The sequence below is a fragment of the Luteimonas composti genome (assembly GCF_042678665.1).
Classification (GTDB): domain Bacteria; phylum Pseudomonadota; class Gammaproteobacteria; order Xanthomonadales; family Xanthomonadaceae; genus Luteimonas; species Luteimonas composti.
Genome location: NZ_JBHTKU010000005.1, coordinates 173,525 through 186,328, shown reverse-complemented (window position 1 = coordinate 186,328; position 12,804 = coordinate 173,525). Strand labels below are relative to the sequence as shown.

The 12,804-nt window shown below is 72.7% G+C and carries 12 protein-coding genes; 3 read left to right on the top strand and 9 right to left on the bottom strand.

Translation table 11 applies throughout. From position 1 onward, the window contains the following. Nucleotides 1-45: 45 nt before the first annotated feature. The 3 genes from ACFQ2D_RS15655 to ACFQ2D_RS15645 are packed head-to-tail and all read right to left on the bottom strand — an operon-like array spanning nucleotide 46 to nucleotide 2,154. On the bottom strand, nucleotides 46-975 hold the full coding sequence (locus ACFQ2D_RS15655) for a histone deacetylase family protein (protein ID WP_280942919.1): 930 nt from the start codon (nucleotides 973-975) through the stop codon (nucleotides 46-48). Between the two features lie 17 nt (nucleotides 976-992). Continuing rightward, on the bottom strand, nucleotides 993-1,541 hold the full coding sequence (locus ACFQ2D_RS15650; protein ID WP_280942863.1) for a cob(I)yrinic acid a,c-diamide adenosyltransferase: 549 nt from the start codon (nucleotides 1,539-1,541) through the stop codon (nucleotides 993-995). A gap of 16 nt (nucleotides 1,542-1,557) precedes the next feature. Next, nucleotides 1,558-2,154 carry a DUF6580 family putative transport protein gene (locus ACFQ2D_RS15645; RefSeq protein ID WP_280942864.1) on the bottom strand — a complete coding sequence of 199 codons (597 nt, stop codon included), beginning with the start codon at nucleotides 2,152-2,154 and terminating at the stop codon, nucleotides 1,558-1,560. 111 nt (nucleotides 2,155-2,265) lie between these two features. On the opposite strand from ACFQ2D_RS15645, the gene ubiH reads away from it, so the two are divergent. Together ubiH and ACFQ2D_RS15635 are read left to right on the top strand one after the other, a co-directional pair. Then, nucleotides 2,266-3,483 (top strand): 2-octaprenyl-6-methoxyphenyl hydroxylase, encoded by a 1,218-nt coding sequence (ubiH, locus tag ACFQ2D_RS15640; RefSeq protein WP_280942865.1) that lies wholly within the window; start codon nucleotides 2,266-2,268, stop codon nucleotides 3,481-3,483. Further along, entirely contained in the window at nucleotides 3,480-4,658 is a 1,179-nt protein-coding gene (locus ACFQ2D_RS15635; RefSeq protein WP_280942866.1) for an FAD-dependent oxidoreductase, read from the top strand. The genes ubiH and ACFQ2D_RS15635 overlap by 4 nt, the downstream gene beginning before the upstream one ends. 10 nt (nucleotides 4,659-4,668) lie before the next feature. Here the strand turns inward: ACFQ2D_RS15635 and ACFQ2D_RS15630 are convergent, their stop codons facing one another. From ACFQ2D_RS15630 to ACFQ2D_RS15605, 6 genes are all read right to left on the bottom strand, one after another. Then, nucleotides 4,669-5,610, bottom strand: a complete 942-nt coding sequence (locus ACFQ2D_RS15630) for a DUF808 domain-containing protein (RefSeq protein ID WP_280942867.1) — start codon at nucleotides 5,608-5,610, stop codon at nucleotides 4,669-4,671. 123 nt (nucleotides 5,611-5,733) lie between these two features. Beyond that, nucleotides 5,734-6,477 (bottom strand): EF-hand domain-containing protein, encoded by a 744-nt coding sequence (locus ACFQ2D_RS15625; RefSeq protein ID WP_280942868.1) that lies wholly within the window; start codon nucleotides 6,475-6,477, stop codon nucleotides 5,734-5,736. Nucleotides 6,478-6,564: 87 nt separating this feature from the next. Beyond that, entirely contained in the window at nucleotides 6,565-7,626 is a 1,062-nt protein-coding gene (rlmM, locus tag ACFQ2D_RS15620; RefSeq protein WP_280942869.1) for a 23S rRNA (cytidine(2498)-2'-O)-methyltransferase RlmM, read from the bottom strand. A 40-nt stretch (nucleotides 7,627-7,666) separates the two neighbouring features. Next, nucleotides 7,667-8,245 (bottom strand): nucleoside deaminase, encoded by a 579-nt coding sequence (locus ACFQ2D_RS15615; protein ID WP_280942870.1) that lies wholly within the window; start codon nucleotides 8,243-8,245, stop codon nucleotides 7,667-7,669. Further along, the gene (locus tag ACFQ2D_RS15610) at nucleotides 8,245-8,619 is read right to left on the bottom strand and encodes a hypothetical protein (protein ID WP_280942871.1); all 375 of its coding nucleotides are present in this window, start codon (nucleotides 8,617-8,619) and stop codon (nucleotides 8,245-8,247) included. The genes ACFQ2D_RS15615 and ACFQ2D_RS15610 overlap by 1 nt, the downstream gene beginning before the upstream one ends. Before the next feature lie 2 nt (nucleotides 8,620-8,621). After that, on the bottom strand, nucleotides 8,622-10,385 hold the full coding sequence (locus ACFQ2D_RS15605; RefSeq protein ID WP_280942872.1) for a glutamine--tRNA ligase/YqeY domain fusion protein: 1,764 nt from the start codon (nucleotides 10,383-10,385) through the stop codon (nucleotides 8,622-8,624). A 356-nt stretch (nucleotides 10,386-10,741) separates the two neighbouring features. On the opposite strand from ACFQ2D_RS15605, the gene ACFQ2D_RS15600 reads away from it, so the two are divergent. After that, on the top strand, nucleotides 10,742-12,787 hold the full coding sequence (locus ACFQ2D_RS15600) for a GGDEF domain-containing protein (protein WP_280942873.1): 2,046 nt from the start codon (nucleotides 10,742-10,744) through the stop codon (nucleotides 12,785-12,787). Nucleotides 12,788-12,804: the final 17 nt, after the last annotated feature.

Below are 12,804 nucleotides of genomic sequence, written 5' to 3'. Positions count from 1 at the left end.
TGCCGGAAGCCATGTGCAGCGGCAATGCAGGCCGCCAGCGCCGGTTCATCCAGCTTCTGGCGGGTTCCCGGCCAGCGCGCCGACGTGGGCGACCGCACATTCCCCCAGCGCCTGCAGGTGGTATCCGCCCTCGAGCATGGACACGATGCGGCCGTCGGCGTGGTGCGCGGCCAGCCGCCGCAGCTCGCCGGTCAGCCAGGCGAAATCGGCGGGGGCCAGTTCAAGCTGCGCCATCGGGTCGCGGCGGTCGCCGTCGAAACCGGCCGAGATCAGCACCAGCTGGGGCGAGAACCCGTCGAGCGTGGGCAGCAGCTGGGTCTCCCAGCAGCGGCGGAACGCCTCGCCGCCGTCGCCGGCGTGGAGCAGGGCGTTGACGATGTTGCCGGCGCCGCGCTCGTTGCCGGCTCCGGTCCAGGGATACAGCGGCGCCTGGTGGGAGCTGAGGTAGAGCACCCGCGGCTCCTGCTCGAAGATCGCCTGGGTGCCGTTGCCGTGGTGGACGTCGAAGTCGACGATGGCGACCCGCGCCAGGCCGAAGCGGTCGAGCGCGTGCGCCGCGGCCACGGCGATGTTGTCGAACAGGCAGAAGCCCATCGCCGCGTCGATGGTGGCGTGGTGGCCCGGCGGACGCACCGCGCAGAAGGCCACGTCGGCCTCGCCGTGCATCACCGCCTCGGTGGCGGCGACACCGGCGCCCACTGCGCGCAGCGCCGCTTCGGGCGAGCCGGGCGAAACCACGGTATCCGGATCGAGGCGGACCCGGCCAGACGGATGCGGTGCGAGCACGGTGGCGAGCAGGCGCGGGTCGTGCACGCGCAGCAGCTGGCCGCGGGTCGCGCGCGGGGCTTCGCGCCACTCGATCCAGGGAAAGGCCTCGTGCAGCGCTTCGAGCACGGCGCCCAGGCGGTCGGCGCATTCGGGATGGCCCGGCCCGGTGTCGTGCTCCAGGCACGCCGGATGGGTGTAGCCGAGCAGGCGCGCCATGGGCTGTCCTAGCGGCGTTCGTGCCGCCAGACGACTTCGCCGTGCCCGCCGGCGCGCGCCAGCACCCGCGCGAGCACGAACAGCAGGTCGGACAGCCGGTTGAGGTAGCCGATGGCCTGCGGCCGCACCGCTTCGTGGCGCGACAGGGTCACCGTCTCGCGTTCCGCGCGGCGCACGACGGTACGCGCCACGTGGCAGCGCGCCGCAGCCTCGCCGCCGCCTGGCAGGATGAAATCCTTCAGCGGCGGCAGGTCGGCGTTGTAGTGGTCGAGCCGTTCCTCCAGGCGCGCGACATCGGCGTCCGAGATCGCGGCATGGCCGGGGATGCACAGTTCGCCGCCCAGGTCGAACAGCTGGTGCTGGACCGAGACCAGCAGGTCGCGCACGTCCTCCGGCAGCGTCGTCGCCAGCAGCAGGCCGATCGCCGAGTTGGCCTCGTCGACGGTGCCGTACGCGGCGACGCGCGGCGCGTCCTTGGCGATGCGGCTGCCGTCGCCCAGGCCGGTGGTGCCGTCGTCGCCGGTGCGCGTGTAGATCTTCGAGAGACGGTTGCCCACGGCGGGCCTGCGTGCGTCAGGCGGTCTGCGCGCGCAGCGCCGGCAGGCGGCTGCGCAGCAGGGCGAATCCGCCGAACAGCAGGGCCGAATAGGCCAGCGTGCTCAGCAGGGTGGTCTTGAAGAAGGGCAGGGCGGCCACGTAGCACGGCAGCAGGCCGGTGCTGCACGCCGGATAGCCCGGCACCATGAACGCGGTCAGCCAGACCGCGAAATTGCTGACCAGGAAGAACAGCACCGAACCGGCCAGCGAATAGCCCAGCACGCGCGCGCCATTGACCCGGCCGCGCAGCCCGAACGCCAGCACCACGGTGGCGAGGATGCTCAGGTAGTTGGCCAGCAGGCTCGGCAGGTAGCCGGCGGTGGTGAAGTAGGCCAGGTAGGTATCGCCGCGCAGCAGGCCCAGGGCCAGGTCGGCAAGCAGCATGGCCAGCACCGGCACCACGAAGGCCAGGCCGCGGCGGGCGAAGTAGGCCCCGCCGAACAGGGCGATCGCCTCGATCGGCGCGAAGTTCGGCGGCAGCGGCAGCAGCCGCGAGAACGCGGCCAGCAGGATCATCGCCGTCAGGACCATCGGGCCGGGTGCGAACGGGGAGTCTGGGGCGGATCGGGTCATGGCGGGCGGTCGCGGACGTAGGAAACCGGGGCATTCTACCCGTTCGCGCCGATCCGGGCCGTCGCCGCCTTCGCGCCGGCCGCAGGACCGCTGCCGGTATCATGGCGCCGCATGGCAGACCTGCAGATCCACGACGTGTTGATCATCGGCGGCGGCCTGGTCGGCGCCAGCCTGGCGCTGGCGCTCGATCGCGCCGGCGTGGCCGCCACCCTGCTCGAGGCGACGCCGCCCGCGGCGATGCCCGAGGTGTTCGACCAGCGCAACCTCAGTTTTGCCGAGGCCACGGTCAACGCGCTCGGCGCGCTCGGGGTGATGGCGCGACTGCGGCGGGCACCCGGCGAGATCCGCCGCATCCACATCAGCCGCGCGGGCGATTTCGGCCAGGCCTGCCTGCGGGCGTCGGACTTCGGGCGTACGGCGTTCGGTCGGGTGGTGGTGGCGCGCGACCTGGGCGAAGCGCTGGAGGCTGGCCTGGCCGAGGCCGGCACGATCACGCGCCTGCGCCCGCTGCGCTTCCTCGGCTTCGACGAAGGTCGCGACGCAGGCCTGCAGCACGTGCGCGTGGCCGGCGCGGAAGGGGAGCGGGTGCTGGCCGCGCGCCTGGTCGTGGCCGCCGACGGCGCCGACAGCCAGGTGCGCCGCGCGGCCGGCATCGGGGCGGACACCCATGATTACGGACAGCGGCTGTTCGTGGCGAAGCTGCGTACGCAGCAGGCGCCGGACGGCACGGCCTACGAGCGCCTGGGCGACGCCGGCCCGACCGCGCTGCTGCCGCGTGGCGATGGCAGCTACGGCCTGGTCCACGGGGTCGCCACGGACGAGGCCGACAGGGTGGCGGCACTCGGCGCGCGCGATTTCCTGGCGCGCGTGCAGGATACTTTCGGCTGGCGCGCCGGCCGTTTCCTCGAGGTGGGCGAGCGCAGCGCCTATCCGGCGCAGCGGGTGGTCGCCGCCCGTACCACCGCGCGGCGCGTGGTCCTGGTCGGGAATGCCGCCCAGGCCCTGCATCCGATCGGCGCGCAGGGCTTCAACCTCGGGCTTCGCGACGCGCTGACGCTCGCCGAACTGCTGGGCGGCGCGGACGATCCCGGGGCTGCGGCGCTGCTCGATGCCTATGTGCGGCGCAGGCAGGAGGATCGCCGGCGCACGCTGGCCTTTTCGGACGGACTCGCGCGGATCACCGCCAATCCTGCGCCACTGCTCCGCCCGTTGCGCAGTTTCGGACTGACCGCGCTGGGCGCCGTGCCTGCGCTGCAGTCGATGCTGGCGGGCGGCGCGATGGGGTATCGCGGCGACGTGCCGGCGCTGTGCCGGGGAGCCGGGGCATGAGTCGCCGCGATCCGCACGACGTGGTGGTGGTGGGCGGCGGGGTGGTCGGCGCGGCCTGCGCGCTGGCGCTGGCCGAGGTCGGCCTGGATGTCTGCCTGGTCGAGGCCCGGCGGCCGCCGGCCTGGTCGCGCGAGGCCCCCGACCTGCGCGTGTACGCACTGGCGCCCGACAACGTCGCCCTGCTCGAGGCGCTGGGCGCATGGCGCGATGTGCGCAACGCGCGCGCCCACCCCTACCGCCGCATGCACGTCTGGGATGCGGCGGGTGGCGGACCGGTGGTATTCGACGCCGATGCGCTGGCGCGGACGGAACTGGGCTTCATCGTCGAGCATGGCCTGCTGGTCGACGCGCTGTGGCGGCGCCTGGAGCAGTCCGGCGTGCGCCTGCGCTGCCCGGCGACGATCGAGGCGCTGGACGAGGATGACGACGGCCTGCGCCTGCGGCTGGACGACGGCAGCCGGGTGTCGGCCCGCATCGCCATGGCGGCCGATGGCGCGGCCTCGCGCCTGCGTTCGCTCGCCGGCATCGAGGTCGATGCGCACGATTACGCGCAGCAGGGCGTGGTTGGCTACGTGCGCACGGAACTCCCGCACCAGGACACGGCCTGGCAGCGCTTCCTGCCAACCGGACCGCTGGCGCTGCTGCCCTGCGCCGACGGCACCTGTTCGATCGTGTGGACCCTGCCGACCGACGAAGGGGCGCGCGTGCTGGCGCTCGAGGACGGCGCATTCGCCCAGGCGCTGACCAGTGCCTTCGAGGCGCGGCTGGGCGAGATCCTCCCCGTGAGCCCCCGGGTCGCCTTCCCGCTGCGGCGCCAGCTGGCGGCGCGGCAGCAGCGCGGACGCATCCTCGTGGCGGGCGATGCGGCGCATGCGGTGCATCCGCTGGCCGGGCAGGGGGTGAACCTCGGGCTGCGCGACGTGGCCGCCCTCCAGCGCTCGGTGCGCGATGCACTGCGGCTGCGCGCGCGCTGGGACTCCCCGCAGCGCCTCGCGCGCTGGGCGCGGAGCCGGCGCAGCGACAACACGATCGCGGCCTACAGTTTCGAAGGCATCAACCGGCTGTTCTCCAACGACGCGGTCGTGCCCACGCTGCTGCGGGGACACCTGCTCGGCATCGCCGGAAGGATGCCGCCGCTGCTGGGGATGTTCTGGCGGCGCGCGGCAGGCCTCTGACCGGGCGGGGTCAGTGCGCGGCTTCCGGAGACGCGCCTCGCAGGCGTCGCACCAGCGCGATCGCCCCGACCACCACCGCGCCGGCGGCAATCCCGACCGCGGCGTTGATCAGCATCGGGGTCAGCGCCCCGAGCACGACGCCGATCCCGGGGACGTGCGAGGCATCCACGGCCGCGTCGCCGATCCATTCGCTCACCGCGTGGAAGCCGTGGGTCAGGATGCCGCCGCCGACCAGGAACATGGCCGCGGTGCCGGCCACGGCCAGCCCCTTCATCAGCCAGGGCGCCATGCGCAGGATGCCGGTCCCGACCGCGCGCGCGAAACCGCTGATGCCGCGGCTCAGGTACAGCCCGAAGTCGTCCAGCTTCACGATGCCCGCCACGAGGCCGTAGACGCCGACCGTCATCAGCGCCGCGATCCCGACCAGCACGCCCAGCTGCACCGGGAACGGCTTGTCGGTGACCGTGCCCAGCGAGATGACGATGATCTCCGCCGAGAGGATGAAGTCGGTGCGCACGGCACCCTTGATCTTGTCCTTTTCGCGCTGCAGCAGTTCTTCGTTCGAGGCCGCCAGTGCGGCGGCGTGGGCGGCGTGGTGTCGCTGCCGCTCGTCGCGACCGTGCAGGAAGCGATGCAGCAGCTTCTCCGCGCCCTCGTAGCAGAGGAACAGGCCGCCGGCCATCAGCAGCGGGGTCACCAGCCAGGGCAGGAACGAGCTGATGGCCAGCGCCGCCGGGACGAGGACCAGCTTGTTGCGGACCGAACCCTTGGCCACCGCCCAGACGACCGGCAACTCGCGGTCGGCGCGTACGCCGCTGACCTGCTCGGCATTGAGCGCGAGGTCGTCGCCCAGCACGCCCGCCGTCTTCTTCGCCGCCACCTTGGTCATCACCGAGACGTCGTCGAGGATCGTCGCGATGTCGTCGAGCAGGACTAGCAGGCTGGAGGCCATGGAGGGACGCCGTGTGGGAAGGAGGCGATTGTAGGGCCGGGCCGGCGTGAGCCGGGGGGAGGACCCGACGCGAAGCCGCCGCCCGGAGGCGGCGGCAAGGCCCTACCGCGCCTGGTCCCGGCTTCAGCGGATCCGCGCGGTGTACTCGTCGCGGTCGATCCGGCCGTCGCCGCTGGTATCGACCGCGTCGAAGCCGGTGGCAAGTGCGGCTTCGGCGGCCGCTTCCGTGCGCGACACGGCGCCGTCGCGGTCCGCATCCAGCTGGTCGAAGGCGCGACTGGCGGCCACCATGGCCGGGTCCGAAACATGCGAGGTCACCGTGACCTGCGGCTCGGGCTGGGCCATGGCAGGCGCGACGGGCGGCTGCGGAGGAGGCGCGTTCACGGCTTCGATCGCCGCGCGCGACGAGACCACCGCCTCTGCCGCAGCCTGCTGCGCGACCAGGCTGGCGACCCCCGCCTCGTGGCTGCCGCCGTGGGCCTTGGCCAGCGCGTCGAGCGGCTGGGCGGTGCCGGCGTGGCCGACCCCGCTGGCCGCGCCGCTCCGATTGGCCGCATCGGCAGCCGACTGCGCGGATTCCTGCGCACGTAGCGCCGCGTCGCGCGCGACCCGGGCATGGTAGGCGGCGCTGGCCTCGCCCCGCGCGGTCAGCGCGGGCGCATCGGCGGCGGCCTCGGCGACGGCCGCGGCTTGCTGCGCGTCACGCGCGACGAGGCGCGCGGCCTCCGCCTCGAGGCGTGCCGCATCAGCCGCGCTGTCGGCGGCGTGGCGGACCTGGGACATGCCGGCCTGCTGCGCCGAAGCGACCCCGCAGGCCAGGGCGATCGCGGCGGCGAGCATGCCGGACTGGAGATTCCTGTTGTTCATGGGAGGACTCCCGGACGTTGGGAGGCCCAATGCTCGGCAGCACCCAATGAAACAGGCGTCAAGCGCGACCCGCCCGCCGCCTCGCGTTCAGGCGCCGGCCACGCGCCTGGCGAGGACCGTGATTTCCTCGCGGTCGTGGTAGAGCTGGCGCGCACGCACCTCGACCGCGCCGCCGGCCGACTCCACGAACGCCTCCAGGCTGCGCTGCGTTTCCAGCCAGCGCTTTTTCATCGGCAGCTTGAGGTTGAAGATCGCCTGCCGGCACCAGCCTTCGCGGAACCACTCGCCCATGCGCCGCGCCACGCGCGAGGGCTGCTCGACCATGTCGCAGACCATCCAGTCCAGTGGGGTCGACGGGTGCCAGCGGAAGCCGTCGGCGCGCAGGTGCTCGACCAGGCCCGTGTCGAGCACGTGCTGGCGCAGCGGGCCGTTGTCGATCGCGGTCACGCGCAGGCCATGGCGCGCCAGCACCCAGGTCCAGCCGCCGGGCGCGGCGCCCAGGTCGGCCGCGGTCATGCCCGGCTGCAACCAGCGCGCGCGCTGCGCGTCGTCGAGCAGGGCAAGCAGCGCCTCCTCGAGCTTCAGCGCCGAACGAGAGGGCGCGTCGGCATGCAGCTTCAGCCGCGGCACGCCCAGCGGCCACGGCGCGGTGGCGGCGGGCTCGGCGTGCGCGAGCAGGACGTGGTCGCCCTCGACGAAGCACACGTGCAGGCGCGGCAATGCGGTATCCGCGCTGGGCGTGAGCAGGCCGCGCTTGCGCAGCGCGGGCCGGAGCGCGTTGCCGAAGCTGCGCGCGAGCCCCGACAGCGGCTTGCCCGCGTCGGAATCCGGATGTTCGACCCACAGGTCGCCATAGCGCACGCCGGTGCACGCCGCTTCGATCGCCCCGAGCATCGGCGTGATGCGGTCGCGCGGATCCAGGCCGCGCAATTCGGCGAACAGCGCCAGCGACTGGCGCGCGAACACCAGCGAGCGCCAGGGCAGGCGCGCGGCCATGGCCGGATCGTCGCCCGGGAACACCACATAGCCGTCGCCCCGATTGGCGCGCGCATAGCCGGCGACGCCGGCCTGCGCGGCACGGTCGCCGAGTTCGGCGGCGAGGTCCGGTTCGAAACCGGCACGGCAGTAGCAGAGCAGACCCGTGGTCATCGTGGTCCAGTGTAGTGCGGGCCTGCGCCCGATCCGCCGTTCAGTAGCGGCCGGGAGCGGATGCGCCGTAGGCGCGCAGTACCTCGCACGCGGCGTTGCGATGGATGTCGCGCACCACCTCGATGCCGCGCCGCTGCAGTTCGCCGACCCAGTCGGCCGGCAGCGGCCCTTCGTCGAACGCGGCCAGCGACTCGACGTCCTCCGAGCGCGCCCCGATCAGCAGCCGGTCGATGCCTGCCCAGACGGTGGCGCCATAGCACTGGCAGCACGGCTGCGCCGAGGTCGCGAGCACGTAGCGGCCGACCACGTTGCCGTCCATGTCGCGGTTGAGGCGCGCGCGCTGCAGCCGCTGCTGCGCGAGCATGTAGGCCATCGTCTCGGCATGCGCGACCGAACAGCTCTGCGGCAGTACGCGGTTGACGCCGACCGAGACGACGCGGTCGCTGCCGGCGTCGAACACCGCCGCGCCGAAGGGGCCTCCGCTGCAGGCCTCGGTGTTCAGGCGCGACAGCTCGATCGCGAGCGCGACCTTGGCCTCGTCGCCCGGATACGCGCGCGCGAGGTCGATGCGTTCGTGCACCCAGGCCGGCAGGGTGAGGTGGACCTGTGCGTACAGCATCAGCGCGCCGCCGGCGACAGCGTGTCCACTGCGCTGCACTGGCCCTGCACGCAGTCGCAGGCCTGGATGTCCTGCCAGCCGCAGACTGAGGACAGGCCCTCGCGCGCGCACTGCGCGCGCACGGCCTCCGGGTCGACCTGCGCGTCCTTGTTGACGCAGGCCGGTGCGTAGCCGCAGCAGTTGCCGACGTTGCGCACCGTGCAGTCGCTGGCAAGCCGGCAGGAGCGGTCGGGCGCCAGCGCCGGCGCAGCAGGTTGTGCCGGCCCTGCCACCGGCGGCGGTTCCGCCGACGCGGGCCGTTCCGCGCCTGGCGTGCAGGCCCCAAGCACCAGCGCCAGGCAGAACATGCACAGATGGCGCGCCCACATCGCCATGCTCACGCCTTGGCCGCCCAGGTATCGCGCAGCGACACGCTGCGGTTGAACACGGGTGCATCGTTGCGATGGTCGACGCGGTCGGCAACGAAATAGCCCAGGCGTTCGAACTGGAAGGACTGTTCGGGCGCCGCGGCCGCGGCCGCCGGTTCCACCCAGCCGCGCACGCTGCGCCGCGAGTCCGGGTTGAGATGGTCGCGATAGCTCCGGCCCTCGCTTTCGTCGTCCGGGTCGGCGGCGGAGAACAGCCGGTCGTACAGGCGGATCTCGGCCTGCACGGCGTGCTGCGCGCTCACCCAGTGGATGGTGCCCTTGACCTTGCGGTTGGCGCCTTCCATGCCGGGACGGGACTCGGGATCGAGCCAGCCGCGCAGCTCGACGACGTTGCCCTCGTCGTCCTTGACCACCTCGTCGACGCGCGCGATGCCGGCGCCGCGCAGGCGCACTTCGCCGCCGGGCACCAGCCGCTTCCAGCCCTTGGGCGGCACCTCGGCGAAGTCCTCGCGCTCGATCCAGACCTCGCGCGAGAACGGCACCTCGCGCATCCCCAACGATTCGTCCTTGGGATGGTTGGCGAACGACAGCGTTTCCTCGTGGCCCTCGGGCAGGTTGGCCAGCACCAGCTTCAGCGGCTCGACCACGGCCATGCGTCGCGGCGCATGCGCGTCCAGGTCCTCGCGCAGCGCGCCCTCGAGCACCGAGAAATCGATCACCGAGTTCTGCTTGCTGATGCCCACCCGGTCCACGAACAGGCGCAGGGCCGACGGCGTGTAGCCGCGACGGCGCAGGCCCTGCAGGGTGTACATGCGCGGATCGTCCCAGCCGTCGACCAGGCCCTCGGCGACCAGCTGGGTGAGCTTGCGCTTGCTCATCACCGTGTAGTTGATGTTGAGGCGCGAGAACTCGATCTGTCGAGGCCGCGCGGCGACGTTGGGCAGGCCCTTCTCGACCAGCGGCGCAAGCAGGGCCGGGTGTCCGGCCAGGTCCACCCGCTCCACGCACCAGTCGTACAGCGGGCGGTGGTCCTCGAATTCCAGCGTGCACAGCGAGTGGGTGATGCCCTCGATCGCGTCGCCCAGCGCATGCGCGAAGTCGTACATGGGGTAGATGCACCAGCCCTCGCCCGCGATCGGGTGGGGCATGTGCTTGATCCGGTACAGGGCCGGGTCGCGCAGGTTGATGTTGCCGCTGGCCATGTCGATCTTCGCGCGCAGCGTGCGCGTGCCGTCGGCGAACTCGCCCGCGCGCATGCGCCGGAACAGGTCCAGGTTTTCCTCAACGGAGCGGTCGCGGAACGGCGAGTTGCGGCCCGGCTCGGTCAGGCTGCCGCGGTACTCGCGCACCTGCTCGGGCGTGAGGTCGCAGACGAAGGCGTCGCCCTGCGCGACCAGCTTCTCGGCGGCCAGGTAATAGACCTCGAAATAGTCCGAGGCGTGGCGCAGCTCGGCCCAGTCGAAGCCCAGCCAGCGCACGTCCTCCTGGATCGCGCGGACGAAGGCGGGGTCCTCCTTGGCCGGGTTGGTGTCGTCGAAGCGCAGGTTGCAGCGCCCGCCGAATTCCTCGGCGATGCCGAAGTCCAGGCAGATCGCCTTGGCGTGGCCGATATGCAGGTAGCCGTTGGGCTCGGGCGGGAAGCGGGTGCGGATCGCGTCGTGCTTGCCGCTGGCCAGGTCCTCGCGGACGATCTGGCGGATGAAGTCGTGGCGGGCCGGGGTGGCCGCATCGGACGGCGCCGCTGCCGCGGCGGCCGGGTCGGGAGAAGTCATGACGCGCTTTGGGGGAAAAACGCCAGTGTAGCCGAGCGCCCCCGCCGCTTCCCCGGGAACGTCCGTCGGTGGCGGAGTGCAGCGGGCAGGCAGGGTCGGCATGATGCTTGCTTACCATCCCCATGCGCATGGGCGAAGGAGGGGGAACGCATGTCCGCTGTCCGACCGATCGGGGATCTCCCGGCTTCGCCATGGCGCGTGCGCCGCTGCCCGGCCGCCGGGGGAGGTAGCTCCTGACCGGGACGCAGGACACCGGAGCGCGGCACGACGGCCTGGTCGCGGTCTGCCTGGCCCTGCTGCTGTGGCTGTTCGCCGCGGCGGTGGCCGGCAGCGTGCCCGAGGGTCAGGGCCTGCCCGTGAGGGTCACTCCCCTGCCGGGTGCGGCCGTGGCGCTGGATCCGGACGGGTCGCGGCGCCATGCGCTGCTGCTGCGCTTCGAACTGCCGGCGCAGTCGGGCGGGCCGGGCTGGGCGGTGCGCCTGGAGCGCAGCGCGCTCGAACAGGTCTGGGTCGAACGCGGCGACTGGCGCAGCCCGCCCCAGGGCTTCTTCGAGCCGGGCGAGGACGCGGGCGTGCTGCCGAGCAGTTTCCTGTTTGCGCTGCCGGCGCACTGGCACGGGGCGGTGGAACTCGAACTCCACGCCGTCGGCGGTGGCCGCCGTCCCCTGCGCCCCCAGGTGATGGAACAGGCCCGGGCGATGGAGCTGGAGCAGTACGGCGTCGCCGCCAGCGCCACCATCTATGCCTGCCTGTTCACCATCGGCCTGCTCGCGCTGGCGCTGTATTCGGCCGCGCGCGACCTGCTGTTCCTGGGGCTGTTCGGCCTGACCCTTGCCGCCCTGCTGGCGCTGTCGGCGGTCAACGGCCATCTCTACCAGATGCCCGGACTGCGCCTGTTCGCGCACTGGGGCGGCCAGGGCGCGGTCGCGCTCACGTTGCTGCTGTGCGCGGCCTGCCTGCAGATGCTGCTCCGCTTCGTCGAGATGCGGCAGGGACGGGTGGCGTGGAAACGGTGGGTCGACGGCATGTCGCTGGCGGTCGCCACCCTCGCGGGCGTGTGCCTGCTCAACCTGCCCGCGCTGGCGCAGCCGATGCTGAAGTTCCAGGTCGTGCCCTATGCGCTGTCGCTGCTGCTGGGCGTGGCCATGCTGGTCGATGGCGGACGCCGGCGCATCGCGATGGCCTGGCCGCTGGCCACGTTGGCCCTGTTCACCCTCGCGGGCGTGGTGCTGGGCGAACTGGCCAGCCGTGGCCACGTGGTCGACACCCTGGTGGTGCGCTACGGCTCGCAGCTGTCGGTGGCCCTGTGCGTGGCGATCCTGGCGGTGGGCCTGCTGGGCAGGATCAGCGAGTACCGGCACCAGCGCGACCGCGAACTGCTCGCACGCGCCGATACCGAGCGCCGGATGGCCCGCGAGACCGCGCGCTCGGGCCTGGCCACGGAACTGCAGTCCCAGCTGCGATCCCTGCCCCCGGCCGAGATGCAGACCACGGCCTTCCGCCTGCTGGTCGACCGGCTGCTGCCGCTGCTGCCGGTGCAGTCGTGCGTGGTCGCGGTGCAGGGTTACCACGGCGTGGACCTGGTGCTGGCCGAACCCTCGCGCCTGCTGCTGTCCGTGCACCCGGAACTGGCCAGGCGGCAGCTGGCGCTCCGCCGCCTGGCGGCCCAGGGGGTGCCGCAGCAGCAGCCGGTCACCGATCCGGCGCAGCCCGCGATCGTGGCGATGGAGGCGGTGGTGCCGATGCAGATCCGCGCGCCCGCCTGGGGCGTGCTGCTGCTGCGCCGCGCCGGCGGCGACGGCTTCAGCACGGACGAGCTTTCGCTCGCCGGCGAGTTCCTGCAGCTGGCGGTGCAACAGATCGACCAGGCCGTGGCCGCCAACAACCTGCGCCGTTCGGCCGAGCTCGACGCGCTGACCGGCAGCCTCAACCGCCGCACCATCGACCAGTGGCTGGCGCGCTGCTTCGGCGAGGCGGCGCGAGACAGCCAGCCGGTCTCGGTGCTGTTCATCGACCTCGACCACTTCAAGGCGGTGAACGACCGCCATGGCCACGCCGGTGGCGACTTCTGCCTGCGCCACGTGGCCGTCGCGCTGCGTGGCGCACTGGAGGAGGGCGACCTGTTCGGGCGCTACGGCGGCGAGGAGTTCATCGCCATCCTGCCCGGGCGCAACGGCGCGGCCGCGCGCATGGCCGCCGAGAACCTGCGCATGGCGGTCGAGAACCTGCGGCCGGTCTGGAATGGCCAGCCGCTGCGGCTGACGGTCAGCGTCGGCGTGGCCACCCGCCTGCCCAGCGAGGACACGCCGGAAGGCGCCCTGGCGCGCGCGGATCGCGCGCTGTACTCGGCCAAGTCGCACGGCCGCAACTGCGTGCAGGTGGCGCCTGCCGTATTCAGCTGAGGCGCGCGCCGGCTTGA